Source organism: Streptomyces sp. NPDC107546 (genome assembly GCF_055639175.1).
The window spans coordinates 82,915-99,636 of the sequence record NZ_JBVKBA010000017.1 but is presented as its reverse complement, the minus strand read 5'-3'; the positions used below and the strand labels follow the sequence as shown (position 1 = coordinate 99,636).

16 protein-coding genes and 1 pseudogene are annotated in these 16,722 nt (G+C 71.1%); 6 read left to right on the top strand and 11 right to left on the bottom strand.

The genetic code is table 11. The features are described 5' to 3' along the window. Positions 1 to 167: 167 nt before the first annotated feature. The 8 genes from ACZ7L1_RS24415 to ACZ7L1_RS24380 form a co-directional block, all read right to left on the bottom strand. A complete protein-coding gene (locus ACZ7L1_RS24415) occupies positions 168 to 1,439 on the bottom strand; it encodes a sugar ABC transporter permease (RefSeq protein ID WP_471440102.1) in 1,272 nt (423 codons plus the stop codon). Continuing rightward, the gene (locus tag ACZ7L1_RS24410) at positions 1,433 to 2,215 is read right to left on the bottom strand and encodes an ATP-binding cassette domain-containing protein (protein WP_471440100.1); all 783 of its coding nucleotides are present in this window, start codon (positions 2,213 to 2,215) and stop codon (positions 1,433 to 1,435) included. Before ACZ7L1_RS24410 ends, ACZ7L1_RS24415 begins: the two co-directional genes overlap by 7 nt. Positions 2,216 to 2,327: 112 nt before the next feature. After that, on the bottom strand, positions 2,328 to 3,419 hold the full coding sequence (locus ACZ7L1_RS24405; protein ID WP_471440099.1) for a sugar ABC transporter substrate-binding protein: 1,092 nt from the start codon (positions 3,417 to 3,419) through the stop codon (positions 2,328 to 2,330). Positions 3,420 to 3,972: 553 nt separating this feature from the next. Continuing rightward, on the bottom strand, positions 3,973 to 5,559 hold the full coding sequence (locus ACZ7L1_RS24400; RefSeq protein WP_471440097.1) for a Na+/H+ antiporter: 1,587 nt from the start codon (positions 5,557 to 5,559) through the stop codon (positions 3,973 to 3,975). Positions 5,560 to 5,697: 138 nt separating this feature from the next. Then, a complete protein-coding gene (locus tag ACZ7L1_RS24395; protein ID WP_471440095.1) occupies positions 5,698 to 6,759 on the bottom strand; it encodes an ABC transporter permease in 1,062 nt (353 codons plus the stop codon). 399 nt (positions 6,760 to 7,158) lie between these two features. Further along, complete coding sequence (locus tag ACZ7L1_RS24390) at positions 7,159 to 7,383, bottom strand: hypothetical protein (RefSeq protein ID WP_471440093.1); 225 nt, start codon at positions 7,381 to 7,383, stop codon at positions 7,159 to 7,161. Then, positions 7,380 to 8,015: a nucleotide-binding protein gene (locus ACZ7L1_RS24385; RefSeq protein ID WP_471440090.1), complete on the bottom strand. Its 636-nt coding sequence runs from the start codon at positions 8,013 to 8,015 to the stop codon at positions 7,380 to 7,382. Before ACZ7L1_RS24385 ends, ACZ7L1_RS24390 begins: the two co-directional genes overlap by 4 nt. 126 nt (positions 8,016 to 8,141) lie before the next feature. After that, complete coding sequence (locus tag ACZ7L1_RS24380) at positions 8,142 to 8,417, bottom strand: hypothetical protein (protein WP_471440089.1); 276 nt, start codon at positions 8,415 to 8,417, stop codon at positions 8,142 to 8,144. Positions 8,418 to 8,477: 60 nt separating this feature from the next. Between ACZ7L1_RS24380 and ACZ7L1_RS24375 the strand changes: the two genes are divergently transcribed. From ACZ7L1_RS24375 to ACZ7L1_RS24350, 6 genes and pseudogenes are all read left to right on the top strand, one after another. Next, positions 8,478 to 8,714: a carboxypeptidase-like regulatory domain-containing protein gene (locus ACZ7L1_RS24375; protein WP_471440087.1), complete on the top strand. Its 237-nt coding sequence runs from the start codon at positions 8,478 to 8,480 to the stop codon at positions 8,712 to 8,714. Positions 8,715 to 8,879: 165 nt separating this feature from the next. After that, positions 8,880 to 9,923, top strand: a complete 1,044-nt coding sequence (mgrA, locus tag ACZ7L1_RS24370) for an L-glyceraldehyde 3-phosphate reductase (protein ID WP_471440085.1) — start codon at positions 8,880 to 8,882, stop codon at positions 9,921 to 9,923. 29 nt (positions 9,924 to 9,952) lie between these two features. After that, on the top strand, positions 9,953 to 10,279 hold the full coding sequence (locus ACZ7L1_RS24365; protein WP_471440083.1) for a putative quinol monooxygenase: 327 nt from the start codon (positions 9,953 to 9,955) through the stop codon (positions 10,277 to 10,279). 206 nt (positions 10,280 to 10,485) lie between these two features. Continuing rightward, positions 10,486 to 10,998, top strand: coding sequence for a peptide-methionine (S)-S-oxide reductase MsrA (gene msrA, locus ACZ7L1_RS24360; protein ID WP_388989760.1), 513 nt, complete (start codon positions 10,486 to 10,488; stop codon positions 10,996 to 10,998). A gap of 260 nt (positions 10,999 to 11,258) precedes the next feature. Beyond that, on the top strand, positions 11,259 to 12,077 hold the full coding sequence (locus tag ACZ7L1_RS24355; protein WP_471440082.1) for an SAM-dependent methyltransferase: 819 nt from the start codon (positions 11,259 to 11,261) through the stop codon (positions 12,075 to 12,077). A 462-nt stretch (positions 12,078 to 12,539) separates the two neighbouring features. Continuing rightward, a pseudogene (locus tag ACZ7L1_RS24350) lies at positions 12,540 to 12,785 on the top strand (response regulator transcription factor); the annotation flags it as partial. On the opposite strand, the gene ACZ7L1_RS24345 reads toward ACZ7L1_RS24350, so the two are convergent. The 3 genes from ACZ7L1_RS24345 to ACZ7L1_RS24335 form a co-directional block, all read right to left on the bottom strand. Beyond that, positions 12,711 to 14,681 (bottom strand): ABC transporter ATP-binding protein, encoded by a 1,971-nt coding sequence (locus ACZ7L1_RS24345; protein WP_471440081.1) that lies wholly within the window; start codon positions 14,679 to 14,681, stop codon positions 12,711 to 12,713. The pseudogene ACZ7L1_RS24350 and the gene ACZ7L1_RS24345 overlap by 75 nt on opposite strands. Continuing rightward, positions 14,678 to 16,366, bottom strand: coding sequence for an ABC transporter transmembrane domain-containing protein (locus ACZ7L1_RS24340; RefSeq protein WP_471440080.1), 1,689 nt, complete (start codon positions 16,364 to 16,366; stop codon positions 14,678 to 14,680). The genes ACZ7L1_RS24345 and ACZ7L1_RS24340 overlap by 4 nt, the downstream gene beginning before the upstream one ends. 197 nt (positions 16,367 to 16,563) lie before the next feature. Further along, positions 16,564 to 16,689 carry a SapB/AmfS family lanthipeptide gene (locus ACZ7L1_RS24335; RefSeq protein WP_388989746.1) on the bottom strand — a complete coding sequence of 42 codons (126 nt, stop codon included), beginning with the start codon at positions 16,687 to 16,689 and terminating at the stop codon, positions 16,564 to 16,566. Positions 16,690 to 16,722 lie beyond the last annotated feature (33 nt).

Here is a 16,722-nt window from a genome sequence, read left to right as displayed (position 1 = left end):
CGGGCGTCTGCCGGCCGCTTACAGTTCTGGAACCTACCGTTGGGTGGTGGCGATCATGGCTGCCAACAGCCTGCAGATCCTCGCCGGGCACCAGGTCCGGCAGAGGCAGAGGATCTATCCGTCGGTCGGTGAAGCAAAGGCACCCCCAGCCAATCGTTGTGCGCTTCTCACGCCCGCCCGTGCGCCTCCTGCGAGCGTCGTGACAGCGCGTCGATGACCGCCGCGGCGAACAGGACTCCGCCGGTGATCACGAACTGGACGGCGACCGGGATGCCCGTGATCGCCATGCCCGAGGAGATCGACTGGATGATCAGCGCGCCGAGCACCGCGGACCAGGTGGTGCCGCGTCCGCCGAACAGGCTGGTGCCGCCGATGACCGCGGCCGCGATGGCGTTGAGCAGCAGGACGCCCGAGCCGGAGGACTGGCTCACGGAGGTGATCCGTGAGGCGAGGAACAGGCCGCCGATCGCGGCCATCGTGCCCGAGACCGCCAGCACCGTGGTCTGGACCCAGACCACGCTGAGACTGGCGCGGCGGGCCGCCTCGATGCCGCCGCCGAGGGCGTAGACCTGCCGTCCGTAGCGCGTGCCGCGCAGCAGGATGTCCAGGCCGGCCGTGATGACAAGGAAGATCAGGAGGGCCAGCGGCAGGCCCTGGAACCGGTTGAGTACGTAGGCGGCGCCGAACGCGACCACCGCGAGTGCTCCCGTGCGTACCCCGATCTCCCCGAGCGAGCGGTGCGGCAGGTCGAGAGCGCGCCGGCGTCGCCTGTCCCGGTAGGAGATGAGGAAGAGCAGGCCGGCGCCGAACGCCGCCAGACCGTAGGCGACGCCCTGGTTGCCGAAGTAGTAGCTGGTCAGCTGGGCGACGAAACCGTTCTCGTCGAGGTCGATGGTGCCCGTGGTGCCGAGGATGTAGAGCATGACGCCGTTCCAGGTCAGCAGTCCCGCCAGCGTGACCACGAACGCGGGTACGCGGGTCCGGGCGACGGAGAAGCCCTGGATGGTCCCCGTCGCGGTGCCCGTGAGGACGGCGAGGATGACGGCGAGCCATTCGGGCATGCCGTTGTTGACGTTGAGTACGGCGAAGACGGCCGCCGCAAGGCCGCTGATCGAGCCGACCGACAGGTCGAGCTCGCCGATCAGCAGCACGAAGACGATGCCGACCGCGATCAGGCCCGTACCCACGATGTCGACACTGAGGTTGGACAGGTTCCGAGGTGAGAGGAAGTTGGGGTTCAGGGACTGGAAGACGATCCACACCGCGGCGAGCACGAGGATGACCGGGAGCGAGCCCAGTTCACCGGCGATGAACCTGCGCCGGGACGCAGCGGCCCAGCCCGCAAGGACAGGGACGATCTTCCGCCCGGGCTGCGGCTGACGGGGGGCGGCGGGGGCGGCCCGCGTGTCGTCTGCCCTCTTGCGGCTCTCTTTCACCACTCCACCTCCCGGTGGGCCACCCGATGGGGGACGTTCTCCGTGGCCCCGGTGATGGAGGAAATGATCTCTTCCTGAGACGCGGTGTTCACGTTGAAGAAGCCGTTGTTGCGGCCCAGTCGCAGCACGGCGGCCCGGTCTGCGAGAGCTTTGACGTCGGCCATGTTGTGACTGATGAGCAGTACTCCCATGCCGCGGTCACGCAGATGGTCGACGAGCTCCAGGACCTCGGCGGTCTGCTGGAAGCCGAGAGAGGCCGTCGGCTCGTCCAGGAGGAGGAGTCGCGGGTCGCCGAGGAGCGAGCGCGCGATGGCGACCATCTGCCGCTGGCCGCTGGACAGGGAGACGACCGGGGAGCGCAGATCGGCCAGGCCGGTCGCCAGGCGCTTCAGCAGGTCCCGGGTACAGCGTTCCATCTCCACTTCGTCGAGGAATCCGAACCTTCGGATCTCGCGCCCGAGGAACAGGTTGCCGACGACATCGAGGTTCCCGCACAGGGCGAGGTCCTGGTAGACGGTGGCGATGCCGAGTACCCGGGCGTCGTGGGGACGCCTGATCTGCACCGGCCGGCCCTCCCACTCGACGACGCCCGTGTCCGCGGGCGCGACGCCGGAGATCACCTTGACCAGTGTGGACTTGCCGGCCCCGTTGTCGCCCAGAAGCGCCACGACCTCGCCGGCGCGAACCTCCAGTTCGATGTCGGTGAGGACCTGAACGACGCCGAAGCGTTTGCAGACGTCGTGCAGTGCCAGCAGGGGTTGAGCCGGCACGGAAACCATCTCCTTCCCGGGCCCGGCCGTGGTGAACGGCCTGTTCGGCCCGTTCAGCCGCCCGTTCGGCCCGTTCAGCCGCCCGTTCGGCCCGTTCAGCCGCCCGTTCGGCCTGTTCGGCCTATCCGGTGAGTCCGGCCTTGTCGCAGGCCGCCATGAGTCGTGGAATGCAGATCTGTTGGATCGTGTAGACCCCGCCTTTCACGAGGGTGTCCTTGATGTTGTCGGCGGTCACGGCCACCGGGGTGAGCAGGACCGCCGGAACCGCCTTCTCCTTGCGGTTGCTCACCTTGCCGGTGGCGACGCGGTCGAGGCTCTCGCCGCGGGCGGCGGCCACGGCCATGGTGGCGCCCGCGGCGGCCTCGGGCCGGAACGGCTTCCAGACAGTCATGTACTGCTCGCCGCCGACGATGCGCTGGACGGCTCCGAGGTCCGCGTCCTGGCCGGTGACCGGGGGCAGTGGGCTGATCTTGTTCGCTCTGAGGGAGGAGATGATGCCGGAGGCGAGGGCGTCGTTCGCGGAGTAGACGCCGTCGATGTGGTCGGCGCCGAGGTCGGCGATGGCTCCCGACATGCTCATGTTGGCGAGGTCCGACCGCCACATGGGCGTGTCGAACATCTTGCCGATCTTGACCTTGCCTCTGAGCACCGACAGGGCTCCCTCCTTGAACGCGACAGCGTTGGGGTCGGTGGGGTCGCCGTTGATCATGACGATCTCGTCGCCGTGCCCTCTGTCATGCATGGCTCGCACAAGCGCCTTGCCCTGGAGCCTGCCGACCTCCTGACCGTTGAAGGAGACATAGCCCGAGATGGGGCCCTCGGAGAGGCGGTCGTATGCGATCACCGGGATACCCGCCTGTTCCGCCTTCCCGACCGCGGAACTGAGCGCCCTGGCGTCGACCGCCACGAGCACCAGCGCATCGACCCGTCTGGTGATCATGGAGTCGACTTGCTGCTGCTGGGTGGCCACATCACCCCGGGCGTTGGCGTGTTCGACCGTGCAGTCGCCGCACAACTCCTTGATCTTCTTCTCCAGCAGGGGCCTGTCGGTCGTCTCCCAGCGGGATGTGACCGCATCCGGCATCAGCAGGCCGATGCTCGGACCGCTCCCGCCGCCGACGGCATTCCCGCCGCCCTGTCCGCAGGACGCGAGAGCGACGACCGCCGACACCGCGGTCACAGCGAGGACGACGTTCCGTATGCAGGTCATCATGCGGGAGACCTCCCTGGGCCTTCCCACCGGGGCGAGGCCCCATCAGGTCCTCAGCCGAGGGCGGCCTCGGACCGGCAGGTTTCCACAGGTCCCGGGTCGGAACGGGTCCCGGTCGGGGCACGTCCCGGTCGGGGCACGTCCCGGTCGGGGCAGGTCCCTGGTCCGGAGTCGGCGGCCGAGGCGCACTCGGGCACGGCTGCGCCGTTCGGCGGCGGGGCCCTCGGCGGCGTCGTCGACAGGACAGGTCGTCCAGCGGGCACCGGCGCCTCCCGGACTGCGCACGGCCGTACCCGGCCTCCTCACCATGTCACGCGTACCGGCGGCAGGCCGAGGCCCGCCCGAGGGCAGACGGCGACGATGCGGGCGCCGACGCTCTGCGCCCGCAACGTGCCGTCCGAGAGTGACATGACGGCCACGTCGTCAGTCTGGCATCGGCTGCGACGACCTGCGAGCGCAAGGGGTCCATAGCGGTGGTCGGCGCCGGCCGGGGGGAGCAGGCGTCGGCGAACCGGTCGTCCTCAGCCGCGCGGGAGCGGGTCACCGGGGCCGACACTCAACCGCGGTCGCGGAGGCTGGCTTCCTCGAGGTCGAGCTCGTGCTGGAGCCGGCGCCGGGTAGCGTTGCTGATCTTGTTGGCTTCGTAGAGGCGCTGGAGCTCGGCCGCCTCGATCGCGATGAGTGTCCGGCGTATCTCGCGGTAGACGTCGGCAGGGCGGGCGTCCGGGTCGCTGTAGTCGGCGTCTTCGACCTGGTGGATACGCGCTTCCAGATGGCGACGGGCCTGTTTCAAGGCGGCCTCGGCGGCGGCACCCAGTTCGGCCAGCTGATCCAGATCGCCGAGCTGTTTGAGCTCTTCGAGTGCGGCGTGGGCGATGTGCCGGCGGGTCCGGGCCTCCTCGCGGGCGGTGTGCTCCGGTTCCAGAGCGATGCCGGATCGGCGGACGACAGAGGTGAGGGTGAACCCCTGGAAGACAAGAGTGAGCACGACGGTCCCGGTGGTGAGTGTGAGGATGAGCGCCCGGTGCGGCAGCGGCGCCCCCGCGTCGGTGGTCAGGGGGATGGAGAGCGTGGCGGCCAGCGGCATGACGCCTCGGGTGCCTGCCCAGGACAGGACGGCCGGAACGCGCCAGGAGAGACGACCGTCGCCCTCGCTGTGCCGGTGCTGCATCAGGGCGGACAGCGGGAAGACCCACAGCAGGCGGATGGCCAGCACGGTGAAGGCGATCACCGGCACCCACAGGGGCCAGCCGCGCTCGTCGTGCGCGAGGTGACGGACGGCGGAGGGGAGCTCCAGGCCGATGAGGGCGAAGACGACGCTCTCCAGCAGGAAGGCCACGGTGTCGTAGACGGCGTGGACCTGGAGGCGGATGGGGGCGTTGCTGAGCTTGTGACCGGTGCTCCCGAGCACGACGCCGGACACGATGACGGCGGTCACGCCCGAGGTGTGCGATTGCTCCGCGATGACGTACGAGGCGTACGGAGTGACCAGCGCGATGACGGTGTCCAGCATGGGGTCCTCGGTCCGTCGGCGGATGAGGGTCACCACGGCGGCGACCGCCGCGCCGATGAGGACTCCTCCGCCCGCGAGGATCAGGAACTGCTCGACGGTGCCGGACACGGTGATGGCGCTGCCGGAAACCGCGGTGGCCACGGCGACCTTGTACAGGACCAGGGACGTGGCGTCGTTGAACAGGCTTTCCGCCTGCACCATGGCCTGCACGCGCGGGGGGAGGGACAGGCGCCGGCCGAGCGCGGTCACGGCCACGGGGTCGGTGCTGGCCAGGACCGAGCCGAGGATGAACGCGGTCGCGGCGGTCAGCGGGGTGATCGCTCGGGCGACGTACGCGACGGCGACGGCCGAGGCGAGGACCAGGCCGAAGACCAGGCCGGTCACGGGCCGCCACACGGTGCGCAGGTCGCGGACGGAGATCTCCCCGGCCGAGGCGAAGAGCAGTGGCGGCAGCACCAGCACGTTGATCGTGTGGGGCGGCAGGCGCACCTCGGGGACCCACGGCATCAGCCCGACGACGAGACCCGCGACGACGAGCAGCGAGGGGGCCGGCAGGCTCCAGCGCCGCGCACCGGTCGCCACGGCCGTGGCCAGGACCACGAGCAGAAGGACGACGGTCAGGCCGGTCATGGTGCGTCCCCGGGTGGGTTACGGCTTGTCACTACGCTCTGACCAGGCTTCATCAACGTAACCGACGGCGGGCGGCGCCGCAGCCGCCGACGTCTCGCGGCCCTTTTCGACCCACAGCGCGGTGTGGGTGCCCGCCCGTCACGCGCTTCCCGCACCGGGCGCGGTGGACGGTGCGGTCGCCCGGCCGCCGGGGTTGCGCGCGTGCCGGGCAAGGAAGACCGACGTGCCGGCCAGGCACCACGCGGCGAGCACGACATAGGGCTCGACGTGCTGGTCCTGAGGGAAGTAGATGGCGTTGCGCTGGGCACTCACCGACGCGCCCGGGGGCAGGAACCGCCCCAGAAAGCCGAGGAGCGGGGGGAGCAGCGGCCAGGCGACCGCACCCCCGGAGGAGGGGTTGCCGAGGATGACCAGCAGCACCCACGTCGGCAGGAGCGCCCAGCGGCCCAGGAAGGTGTGGAACGCGGTGAAGATCATGCCGGCGGTGAACATCGTGAGGGCGCAGATCCCCCAGGACTGGGCGAACGGCAGCCGCACCACGCCGAGCACCCAGTCGGTCATGGCGCAGATGGACAGGCCGCCCAGCACGGAGTAGCCGGCGGTGACGGCGATCCGTTCGGCGGGGCGCAGCGCCACGGCGTGCGCTCCGAGCTGGATCGCGCCGACGAAACCGAGGATGATCGACCCCAGGGCGATGTAGAAGAGCGCGAGCCCCTGCGGGTCGGTGGCCGGAAGCGGCTTGACGTCCCTGACCTGGACGGGGATGCCCAGCGACCGGCCCACCGCCGGGGCACTGCGGCTGAGGACCCGGGCGACCGACGCACCCGCCGCGCTCGCCACGTCTACCTCGACCCCGGCCGGATGGCGCTGCAGGATCGCGAACTCCCGCTGTGCGTCGACCGCGGCGAGGGCCCTGTCGTAGTCGGCATACGGGTGGAGGACCAGCGAGGTGCGGAGCGTGGCCTCGAGCGCGCCGACGAACCGTTCGCCCTTGGCCGACTTTCCCGTCACCGCGACGGGGATGCGATGCGGTACGGGATCGGCCATGGCGAAGCAGTAGGCGCCGACGAAGAGCCCGGCCAGGGCCGCGATGATGAGGGAGACCACCACGGCCGGCACGAAGCGCGAGGACGTCAGCCGCGACCATCCGCCCTGACCCGGCTGCCGACGAGGCTTGGCTGCGGACCGATGCTCGCCCATGGCCGTGATCGTATGGGGCGTGGAGGGCGGCGCCCGGCTGCCGCACCGGACGCGTCACCGGCATGCCGAACCCATGGACACCGCGTCGGGGGCCTCGATGCTGTCGTCCCCGCCCTCCGCCTCCGACGCTCCGGCGGAGCGCCTGCAGCGAGGCGGAGATCAGGATCATGTTGAAGCCGATGCCCTGCCACGTCGGTGACGACGAAGTCGGGCTGGTCCCAGGCGGTCGGGATCCGGGCGGGCCGGGCGGGCAGGGACCGGAACTCGTCCCAGTCGCGCGAGAGGAACCGCAGGGCGTCCGAGGCGCAGGGCCTCGCAGTGGATCTCGACGCCGGTCCGTGACGGGTATGGCGGTCCTGATCAATCGCCGCCCGGGGCACGCGCGCCTGCGCCAGCCGCTTACGGGGCGCTTCTCAGGGGCCGCAGGGCAGCGGCGCCGACCCGCGCCATCGCGGACACCGGTGACCCCGCCCATCGCATGAGGTCGCGCGGCAAGCCGGCGTCGAGCTCGATGGTCACCCGCACGTATCGGGTGTGCAGCCGAGTGACCTTGACGGGACGCGGTACGGCGGTGTCCGGTTCGCGCTGCAATGCGGCTCGGTAGGCGTCCTTGCGCTGGTTCATGCCTTGTCCTGTCGCTTGATGAGTTCGTCTGCGAGGTCCATGTACGCCGAGCCTTTGACGTCGACGGGACTGCCGAACGACTGGGCATACAAGTCGAGCCGCGGGATGTGGGTGGACAACACCTCGAATCCCCGCTCGGTGAGAGCCTCGCGGGCGTCGGCGTCGGGGCCGGTGCGCGTGGCTTCGGCACGATTGGTTCGGTTCAGCAGAACGGAGGCGCGGGCGGGCTGGGCGCGCAAGGACTGTACGTCGCCCATCTCGCCGCCGATGGGCGCTATGCGATCCAGCTCGATGGGAGCCGGGGTCACCGGCAGGATCCACTCGCTCGCGTACCTCATGATGCTCCGGGTGATGGGCGCGTGGTCCTCCAACTGCGGGGCGTCGAACACGACGGCCTTCCGGTCGCCGAGGAAGTCGTTCACGCGCCGGTGCACGTCGCCCACCGGAAGAGCGACCACCGGAAACGGGAAGCCACCCGCCAATTCGCTCCAGCGCAGCGCGGAGGAGGCTGCGTCACTGTCGACCAGCAGCGGTGGGATACCCGACTCGTGAAGTGCGTGCGCCAACCAGACCGCGCTCGTCGTCTTTCCCACTCCGGGCTTCAGGTTCACAAAGGCGTAGCTCAGCGACACAAGAGCCAACGTATGGTCGCGAGCGGCCGTCGGCCGTCGGCTCGGGGCCCACGGTCCCGTCGTTCACCCTGCGGAGCCGGTGAATCATTCGTATGGGCCAGTACGGAAGCCGCAAGCCCATGGAGCTCAGTCGGCCGCCGCGACCGCGTCCCTGATGAGGCGGCGGGCGGCCGCGTCGGTACGGGCGACGTCATGAGTCACCAAGCGGTCCTGGCACAATCCGCGCAGGCCGGAGACGAGCAGCGTGGCTCCTGCCCGCGCCTGCTGCGGAGGGTGCCCCAGCCGGACGTATGCGTCGGCGATGGGGCCGATCATGACCTCGACGTCGCCGTGGTGCTGGAGGTGGTGCACGACCTGCTTCAGCAGCTCGGCACGCTTCTCGACGTCGACGGGGCGAGGCACGGCTTTGACTGTACCGGCCGGTACACGTATCTGACTGTACCGCTGCTCTTCCTCGCCGCCGTGACCGTCATGGACACCGGCGGCCGGCAGTTGGTGCGGACCGCGACGAACGCGCGGGGCGAGTACGCCGTGACCGGCCTGCCCGAGGGATACACCAGCGTTGTGGTCTCCTACCCCGGCCGAAGTCCGGTGGTCCGCCAGAAGCTGCTGCAGTCCGGTGTGGCGGTCCGGTCCGACTTCACCATGCACGACCGCCGCAACGCGGTGTCACCTCCCGCGGCTGCTCCACGCCACTGAACAGGAGAATCGGAGTTCTGCAGTGCCGGACCCCATTCAGAAGCAACACTGCTGAATGCGATGGAATGGCGCTATTGGACTTCACAGTCGCGCAGGAGCACCGTTGGGAGCGCCCCCTCGAACCCGACGGAGGCGTCCTTCACCGCACCACCCGGAGATCGCCCGATGAACCACGTCGCGGATCCTGAGCGCTACAACGGCAGCATGCGCTACCGCCGCACCGGCCGCTCAGGGCTCGACCTTCCCGTCCTGTCCCTGGGCTACTGGCACAACTTCGGCGACAACCGGCCGTTCGAGGCCCAGCGCGAGATCGCGCTGCGCGCCTTCGACCTCGGGATCACCCACCACGACCTCGCGAACAACTACGGCCCGCCCTACGGCTCCGCGGAGATCAACTTCGGGCGCCTGATGAAGCAGGATCTCGCGCCGTACCGGGACGAACTGGTGATCTCCACCAAGGCCGGCTGGGACATGTGGCCCGGCCCCTACGGTCAGGGCGGCGGCTCCCGCAAGTACGTGCTCGCCTCGCTCGACCAGTCGCTGCGGCGGATGGGCCTGGAGTACGTCGACATCTTCTACTCCCACCGGCTCGACGCGACCACCCCGCTCGAGGAGACGATGGGCGCGCTCGACACCGCCGTCCGTCAGGGCAAGGCGCTCTACGTCGGCATCTCCTCCTACGACGCCGAACGGACCCGTGAGGCGGCCGCCGTCCTCCGGGACCTGGGCACCCCGCTCCTGATCCACCAGCCCTCGTACAGCATGCTCAACCGCTGGATCGAGACCGACGGTCTGCTCGACACCGCCCAGGAGGAGGGCTTCGGCGTCATCGGGTTCACGGCCCTCGCCCAGGGGCTCCTGACCGGCCGGTACCTCGACGGCATCCCTGGTGACTCGCGGGCCGCGCAGGGCACGTCGTTCGACACGGCGTGGCTGTCGGACGACATGCTGCACCGGTTGCGCGCTCTCAACGACATCGCGGCCCGTCGCGGGCAGACCCTGGCCCAGATGGCCCTCGCCTGGGCCCTGCGCGACGAGCGGGTCACCTCCCTCGTCATCGGTGCCTCGCGCACCGAACAGCTGGAACAGAACGTCGCCGCGCTGGACAACCTCGACTTCACCACCGAGGAACTGGCCGAGATCGACAAGTACGCCACCGACGGCGGCGTCGACCTGTGGCAGGACGCCCGCCTCGGAAACCTCGGCTGACCATCACCGGTACGACGGAGAGCAGCGAAATGATCTTCATCACGGCAAAGTTCCGGATCAAGCCGGAGCACGCGGAGCGCTGGCCGGAGATCGTCCGGGACTTCACCGAGGCCACCCGCGGCGAACCCGGCTGCCTCTGGTTCGACTGGTCACGCAGCCTGGCCGACCCGGCCGAGTACGTGCTCGTCGAGGCCTTCCGCGACGCCGACGCCGGCGCCGCACACGTCCAGTCCGCCCACTTCAAGGCCGCGCAGCAAACCCTGCCGCCGTACCTGGCGGAAACACCGCGGATCGTCAACACGGAACTGGAACAGGACGACTGGTCCTTGCTCGGGGAGATGGCCGTCGAGGACTGATCTCGAGCCACAGGGCCCGACGTTTTTGTCGCGCGCCCGTCAGCGCAGGGGCCCGCTGACAAGCCGAGCGCACGGCGACCGGAGGGCCGGTCGGGCCGGCGCGGAATTGTTCGGGGCCCTCACGCGCTGACTAGGGAGAGGAGACGCCGACAGTGTGCACGCCGAGCGGCGCAGCGACCGAGGCGACAGACAGCGAAGGAGCCGACATGGCAGCGCAGACGCAGAGGGCCGTACTGGCGGGCGGATGCTTCTGGGGGATGCAGGACCTGATCCGCCGGCTCCCGGGCGTGACGGCGACCCGGGTCGGCTACACCGGGGGTGACGTGCCGAACGCGACGTACCGCAACCACGGGACCCACGCGGAGGCCATCGAGATCCTTTTCGACCCCGAGAAGACCGACTACCGCACGATCCTGGAGTTCTTCTTCCAGATCCACGACCCGAGCACCAAGAACCGCCAGGGCAACGACATCGGTCTCAGCTACCGCTCGGCGATCTACTACGTGGATGACGAGCAGAAGCGGATCGCCGAGGACACCATCGCGGATGTGGACGCCTCGGGACTGTGGCCGGGCAAGGTCGTCACCGAGGTCGAGCCGGTCGGCCCCTTCTGGGAGGCCGAGCCCGAGCACCAGGACTACCTGGAGCGCTACCCCGACGGCTACACCTGCCACTTCCCTCGCCCGGGCTGGCGGCTGCCCGCCCGCACGGAGGGCTGAACCACTCCGCCACCGGCACAGGCCACGATCCGGGTCGGGGTGTCGCCACACCTGTGCCCATGACGTCGCCCACCGCGTTCCGGCCGGGCCCGAGCGGAGGAGACCCCGCGCGGGCCCACACCAGCCGGTGGAACCGTCAGTCGACCACGGTCGGGTGGGACATGCTCCCAGTCACCGCTCGCCGGTCTGCGCGCAGAACGCCCGTCCAAGGATTCCAAAGTGATGGTCAGCAGGCGCCGCTGCGGGGGAGGATCGTCGACATGACGGATGAAGGCTCCTCCATCGACCCCACCAAGCCCAGTATCGCCCGCGTCTACGACTACCTGCTGGGCGGCAAGGACAACTACGCCGTGGACCGGGAGATCGGCGACGTGTTCAGACGTGACCTTCCTGGTTCGGTGGCAATCGCCTTCGCCAACCGCGCAGCCCTGACCCGGGCGGTCGCGGAGATCGCGACGACCACCGACGTACGGCAGTTCATCGACCTGGGCAGTGGTCTTCCGACCGCCGACAACGTCCACCAGGTCGCGCAACGGCACGCTCCGGAGTCTCGGGTCGTGTACGTGGACATCGATCCCCAAGTGCTGGTCCACGGCCGTGCGCTGCTGGAGGAGAACGACCGGACCCGGTTCGTCCCGGCCGACGTCCGCAACCCCGAAGCCGTCCGCACCCACCCGGACACGCAGGAACTGATCGACTTCGACCGCCCCGTCGCCGTCATGTTCAGCGCCATCCTTCACCACGTCAACGACGAGGAAGACCCGGCTGGAATCGTGCGCTACTGGCGCGACCACGTGCCCTCCGGGAGCTACTTCTTCGTCAGCCACTTCCGTTCCGGCAACAATCCGGAGACAGCGGAGGCCGAGGCAGTCCTCCAGCGGACTTTCGGCCGCGGCCGGTGGCGCACCGACGAGGAGATCGCATCCCTGCTGGATGGCCTGGAGATCCTCGACCCCGGAATCGTCCCCGCGTCCCGGTGGCGTCCGGAGGTGGTCGACAACCCGTGGAGCAGCAGCGGCGAACGGGAGCTCACCGTCTGGGAGCGTCTCATCGCCGCCGGGCTGGCCCGGAAGGGATGAGACGGACGGCCTACGGGTGCTTCCGGTGCTTCGTGCCTGTGCCACACGACAGGCGCCCCAGGACCGCCGCGTGACTGGTTTCCACCCCCATGTCCTCTTCCCCACCGGGTACGGGTGATCGTGGTCGTGAAGCACCCGTGAGACGGGGCGACTTGGGGAGGGCTTGTGATCAGAGTGCTTCTGGTTCATGAGAATCGCCTGCTGCGGTCGGCACTGGCGGCGCTGTTAGGGCAGGACAGCGGGCTGGAGGTCGCCACATCCAGCTGGGGGGACGCGGTGTCGGAGGCCCGCTCACTCGGGCCACAGGTGTGTGTGGTGGATGTCGACACGCCCGCCGCCCCGGGGGCCGCCCCCGGGCCGGAGTCGGCCGAGCTGACCCGCCTGGCCGAGCTGGCCGACGGCTCGCGCGGTCCTGGCCTGCTCGTGCTGGCCAGCCCCGGCAGACCGGGCCTGCTGCGCAGGATGTGGCGGGCTCGCCCGCTGGGCTTCGTCAACAAGGACGCCGCGCCGGACGCGCTGCTCGGGGCCATCCGGCGGGTCGCCAAGGGGGAACGTTTCGTCGACAGCTCGCTCGGCCACGACTTCCTGCGGGCCTCCGAGATACCGCTCACCCCGCGGGAGCTCAGCGTGCTGTCACTGGCCGCCGAGGGCGCGTCCGTCTCGGAGATCGCGCGCAGCCTGCACCTGTGCAACGGCACGGTGCGCAACTACATGGCCGCCATCACCCGCAAGACCGGGGGCCGCAACCGGGTCGACGCCATCCGCATCTCCCATGGCGCCGGGTGGCTGTGAACCGTCGTCCCACGCGCCGACCAGGTCCCGGTAGAGGGCTGAGCGACGCAGCAGCTCCTCGTGGGTGCCCTCAACCGCCTGCGCGCCGTCCAGCACGAGCACCCGGTCCGCCCGGCGTGCGGAGCTGATGCGGTGCGCGACCACCACCAGGGTGCCGCCCGTCCTGGCGGCGAAGGCCCGCTCGACGCGCGCCTCGGCCGCCGGGTCCAGGTGGCAGGTCGCCTCGTCCAGCAGCGCGACCGGCGCGGGGCTGAGCCAGGCGCGGGCGAGGGCGATCAGCTGCCGCTCCCCGGCGGACAGCGCTGCCGGATCCAGCTCACAGTCCCAGCCACCCAGCCGGGCCACCAGTTCGGCCATCCCCAACGCCCCCGCCGCCGCCCGCAGTTCGGTGTCGGTGGCGGGCGCGGCGGCCGGGCGCAGATAGCCGAGGTTGTCGCGCAGTGTCCCGGTGAAGACATAGGCCTCCTGGGGAATGAGTACCCGCAGCGCGACCTGCCGGGCCGGTTCGCTTCCGGCCACCGCCACGCCGTGCACCCGCACCTGCCCGGCGTGCGGCACCAGCGTCCCGGCCACCAGCCCGGCGAGCGTGGACTTGCCGACCCCGCTGGGCCCCACGACGGCCAGCCACTCGCCGGCCGCCACGGCCAGGTCGAGGCCGTCCACCACGGGCCGGGCGCCCGCGCCGTAGGCGAACGTCACCCCCCGCAGCTCCACCGCCGGCCCCCGCCCGGCCACATGTGTCTCCGGCTGTCCCGGGGACGACGGTGGTGCGGGGCCGGGGGCTGCGGTCAGGCGGTCGATGACGACGGTCAGCCGGGTGCCCGCGCCGGCGAAGCCGTGCACCAGCGCCTGCAGTGCCGGGGAGAGCGACTGCGTCAGGTAGGTCAGCGCGCCGACCAGGTCACCGGCGGTCACGCCGCGGACCGACAGCCAGGGCGCGGTGACCAGCAGGAGCGCCACGGGCAGCCGGCTGCCGACCGCCAGGGCGGCGATCCGCAGCGTGCCCCACCGGGCAAGCGCTCGAGCGGCCCGGTATTCGGCGGCGATCCGCTCCGCGGCCCGTTGCCCGGCCCGGTCCTCCGCCCCGCAGGCGACCACGTCGCGCAGCCCGGTGGCGGTGGCGTGCAGCTCGTCGGCCAACTCCTCGCCCGCGGCGAGGAACGCGCGCTGCCGGGTCGCCATGGGCCGCAGCGACACTGCGAACACCGCGAGCCCCGCCATCAGCGGCACCCCCACCACGGGCAACAGCGCAGGCGACAGGGACACCAGGCCGGCGAGCGCCCCGGCGGCGGTGAACACGAACGACCGGGCCACCATCACCAGTCCGGCGAAGCTCTCCCGGGCGATCTCGACCTGTTGGGTGAGCCGTGCGACGGCGCCGGAGGACGGCTTGCCGAGGGCACCGTGCACCACCCGTCGTACGAGGGCGTCCCGCAGCGGCTCGGCGAGCGCGGCGACGCCTGCGTAGGAGCGCCCGGTGCCGACGGCGCCGAGCAGGATGCCGGCCGCGCCCACGGCCAGCCAGATCAGGCCGACGCCCGGCCGCCCGGCGAGGAAACCCGCGTCCACGGCCTGGGCCATCGCATAGCCGCCGAGGAAGGTCTGCCCCGTCTCCAGAAGCGACCACAACGCGAGCGCCACCAGCACCGCGGCCCGCCGTCGCAGGAACCGCAGCCCCTGCCGCACCAGGGGGTGGCGGGGGCTGTCCGCTCCGGCGAAGCGCCGCTCGGCCGAGAAGGGCGGTGTGCGGGCGTCCCGCTCCGCTCCGGGACGCCTTCCGGAAACCGTCCGGAAGCGGGCACGCGGCCTCATCCGCCCTCCTCGGCGAAGGCCGCCCGGTACTCCGGCAGCCGCCACAGCTCGCGGTGCGGCGCGAGTGCCCTGATGCGGCCGCCGTCGAGCCAGGCGACGGTGTCTGCGCGGGCGGCGGTGGCCGCACGGTGTGCGATGACCAGGCGGGTGCGGCCGCCGGTGTGGTGCATCAGGGCTCCGGTGACGTGTCGTTCGGTGACGGTGTCGAGGCTGGAGGTGGCGTCGTCCAGAATGAGCAGCCTGCCGGCGTGGGCGAAGGCGCGCGCCAGGCCGAGGCGTTGCGCCTCGCCGCCGGACAGCGGGGCGCCGGTCAGGGGTGTGCGGTAGCCGTCGGGCAGGAGTTTCACGAAGCCGTCGGCGCAGGCCGCCCGGGCCGCCGCGGTGACGCGGTCCAGGTCGGCTTCGGGGGTGGCATAGCCGATGGCGTCGGCGATCGTCTGGCCGAACAGCGCGGGCCGTTCGAATGCGTAGGCGATCCCGGCGCGCAGCGCGGCCCGGTCGAGTTCGTCCAGCGGCACGCCGTCGAGGGTGACCACGCCGCGGTCCGGATCGGTCAGTCGGCCTGCCACCGCGGCGAGCAGGGACTTGCCGGATCCCGAGCGCCCCACCACGGCGAGCGAAGTGCCGCCGGGGACGATCAGGTCCAGCTCACGCAGCACCGTTCGGCCGCCGCGGGCCACGCTCACGCCCCGCAGCTCCAGTCGGCCCGGGCCCGCCGGCAGTCGGCGGCTGCCGTGGGCGACGGAGGGCAGATCGAGCAGGGCGTCGGTGCGGGCGGCCGCGGTCCGGGCCCGGACCAGGGCGTCGAGCCGGCTGACGATCACGCCGATCCCGGCGGCGAGCACGGCGTAGCGGGACGCGGCGAGCAGGTCGCCGACGCTGAGCCGGCCTGCGGCCAGCCGCAGTCCGCCCACTGCGACCACCGTGGTCTGCAGCAGCGGGACGAGCGCGGACGCCTGTGCGGTGGCCCGGCCCTGAATGTGCCACATGCGGTGCCCGTGGCGGCTCAGTTCGGGCAGGGCGCGCAGGATGCGGTCGCTTTCGCGGGCCTGTGTTCCGGCGGCGGCGATGGTGCGGGCGCCGCCGACGGCTTCCGCGAGCGGTCCGGCGATGGCTGCCTGGGCCTGCTGGTAGCGGGCGGCACAGTCGGCTCCGGCCCGAGTGAAGGCGCGCAGCAGCGCGATGAGCAGCGGGGCACCGAGCAGGAAGACACCCATCAGCCACGGGTCGGTCAGGCCCAGGGCCACGATGGCGCCGATCGGAGTGGCGAGCGCGGCGAGCAGAGCGGCGACGGAGGTGGGCGCGGTGCCGGCGGCTGCCGCGTTGCCGGTGCAGCGGGCCACCACGTCGCCGACGCTGAACCGTTCGGCGGTGGCGGGGCCGGCGGCCAGGACGCGGCGGATCAGGCGGCGGCGCAGCCAGGCGGTGGTGCGGGCGTCGGTGGTGCCGGTCAGCCAGGTCTGCAGCGCGTCGCAGAGGGCGACGGCAGCCAGCAGGCAGCCGCACAGCAACGTCCAGCGGGCGGTGGCCGAACGGTCCCCCTGGGCGAGCAGCAGGTCGACGGTACGGCCGAGCGCGGCGGGCAGGATCAGCGCGGCGCCCGAGCCGCAGACGGTGACCGTGCACAGTGCGGTGGCCGGCAAGGCGCTGTATCGCATGGCGGACTGCCCACTGGTCTTCGTCATGCGTACCTTCCTGCCGGGGTCAGCCGAAGTCTGCCGAAGTCGTGGGGTCGCGGTGGGATCGCATCGCAGTGGGATCGCGGTGGGGTCGCGGTGGGATCGCATCGCAGTGGGATCGCGGTGGGATCAAAGAGTGTGTCCCGGGCGGCTCCAGGCCGCCCGGGACGTGTCAGCGCCGGCCCGTCAGGGCCACCGGCGCGTCAGAGACAGAGCGTGACGCTGGCGACGCTGTTGCACAGCGTCAGGCTGATCTCGCTGCCGCCGCCGTGCAGTTCGTCCTCCTGCGGTTCCGGGGTCTCCATCGTCTGCAGGTCGAGAAGCGACATGATCGTTTCCTTTCCTTCCGTGTCCTCGTGGGG

Coding starts and splice junctions, on each gene's coding strand:
- ACZ7L1_RS24355 (WP_471440082.1), top strand. CDS start 11,259: ATGACGGATGAAGGCTCCTCCATCGACCCCACCAAGCCCAGTATCGCC.
- ACZ7L1_RS24405 (WP_471440099.1), bottom strand. CDS start 3,419: ATGATGACCTGCATACGGAACGTCGTCCTCGCTGTGACCGCGGTGTCG.
- ACZ7L1_RS24345 (WP_471440081.1), bottom strand. CDS start 14,681: ATGAGGCCGCGTGCCCGCTTCCGGACGGTTTCCGGAAGGCGTCCCGGA.
- ACZ7L1_RS24365 (WP_471440083.1), top strand. CDS start 9,953: ATGATCTTCATCACGGCAAAGTTCCGGATCAAGCCGGAGCACGCGGAG.
- ACZ7L1_RS24335 (WP_388989746.1), bottom strand. CDS start 16,689: ATGTCGCTTCTCGACCTGCAGACGATGGAGACCCCGGAACCGCAGGAG.
- ACZ7L1_RS24395 (WP_471440095.1), bottom strand. CDS start 6,759: ATGGGCGAGCATCGGTCCGCAGCCAAGCCTCGTCGGCAGCCGGGTCAG.
- ACZ7L1_RS24400 (WP_471440097.1), bottom strand. CDS start 5,559: ATGACCGGCCTGACCGTCGTCCTTCTGCTCGTGGTCCTGGCCACGGCC.
- ACZ7L1_RS24390 (WP_471440093.1), bottom strand. CDS start 7,383: ATGAACCAGCGCAAGGACGCCTACCGAGCCGCATTGCAGCGCGAACCG.
- ACZ7L1_RS24410 (WP_471440100.1), bottom strand. CDS start 2,215: ATGGTTTCCGTGCCGGCTCAACCCCTGCTGGCACTGCACGACGTCTGC.
- msrA (WP_388989760.1), top strand. CDS start 10,486: ATGGCAGCGCAGACGCAGAGGGCCGTACTGGCGGGCGGATGCTTCTGG.
- ACZ7L1_RS24340 (WP_471440080.1), bottom strand. CDS start 16,366: ATGACGAAGACCAGTGGGCAGTCCGCCATGCGATACAGCGCCTTGCCG.
- mgrA (WP_471440085.1), top strand. CDS start 8,880: ATGAACCACGTCGCGGATCCTGAGCGCTACAACGGCAGCATGCGCTAC.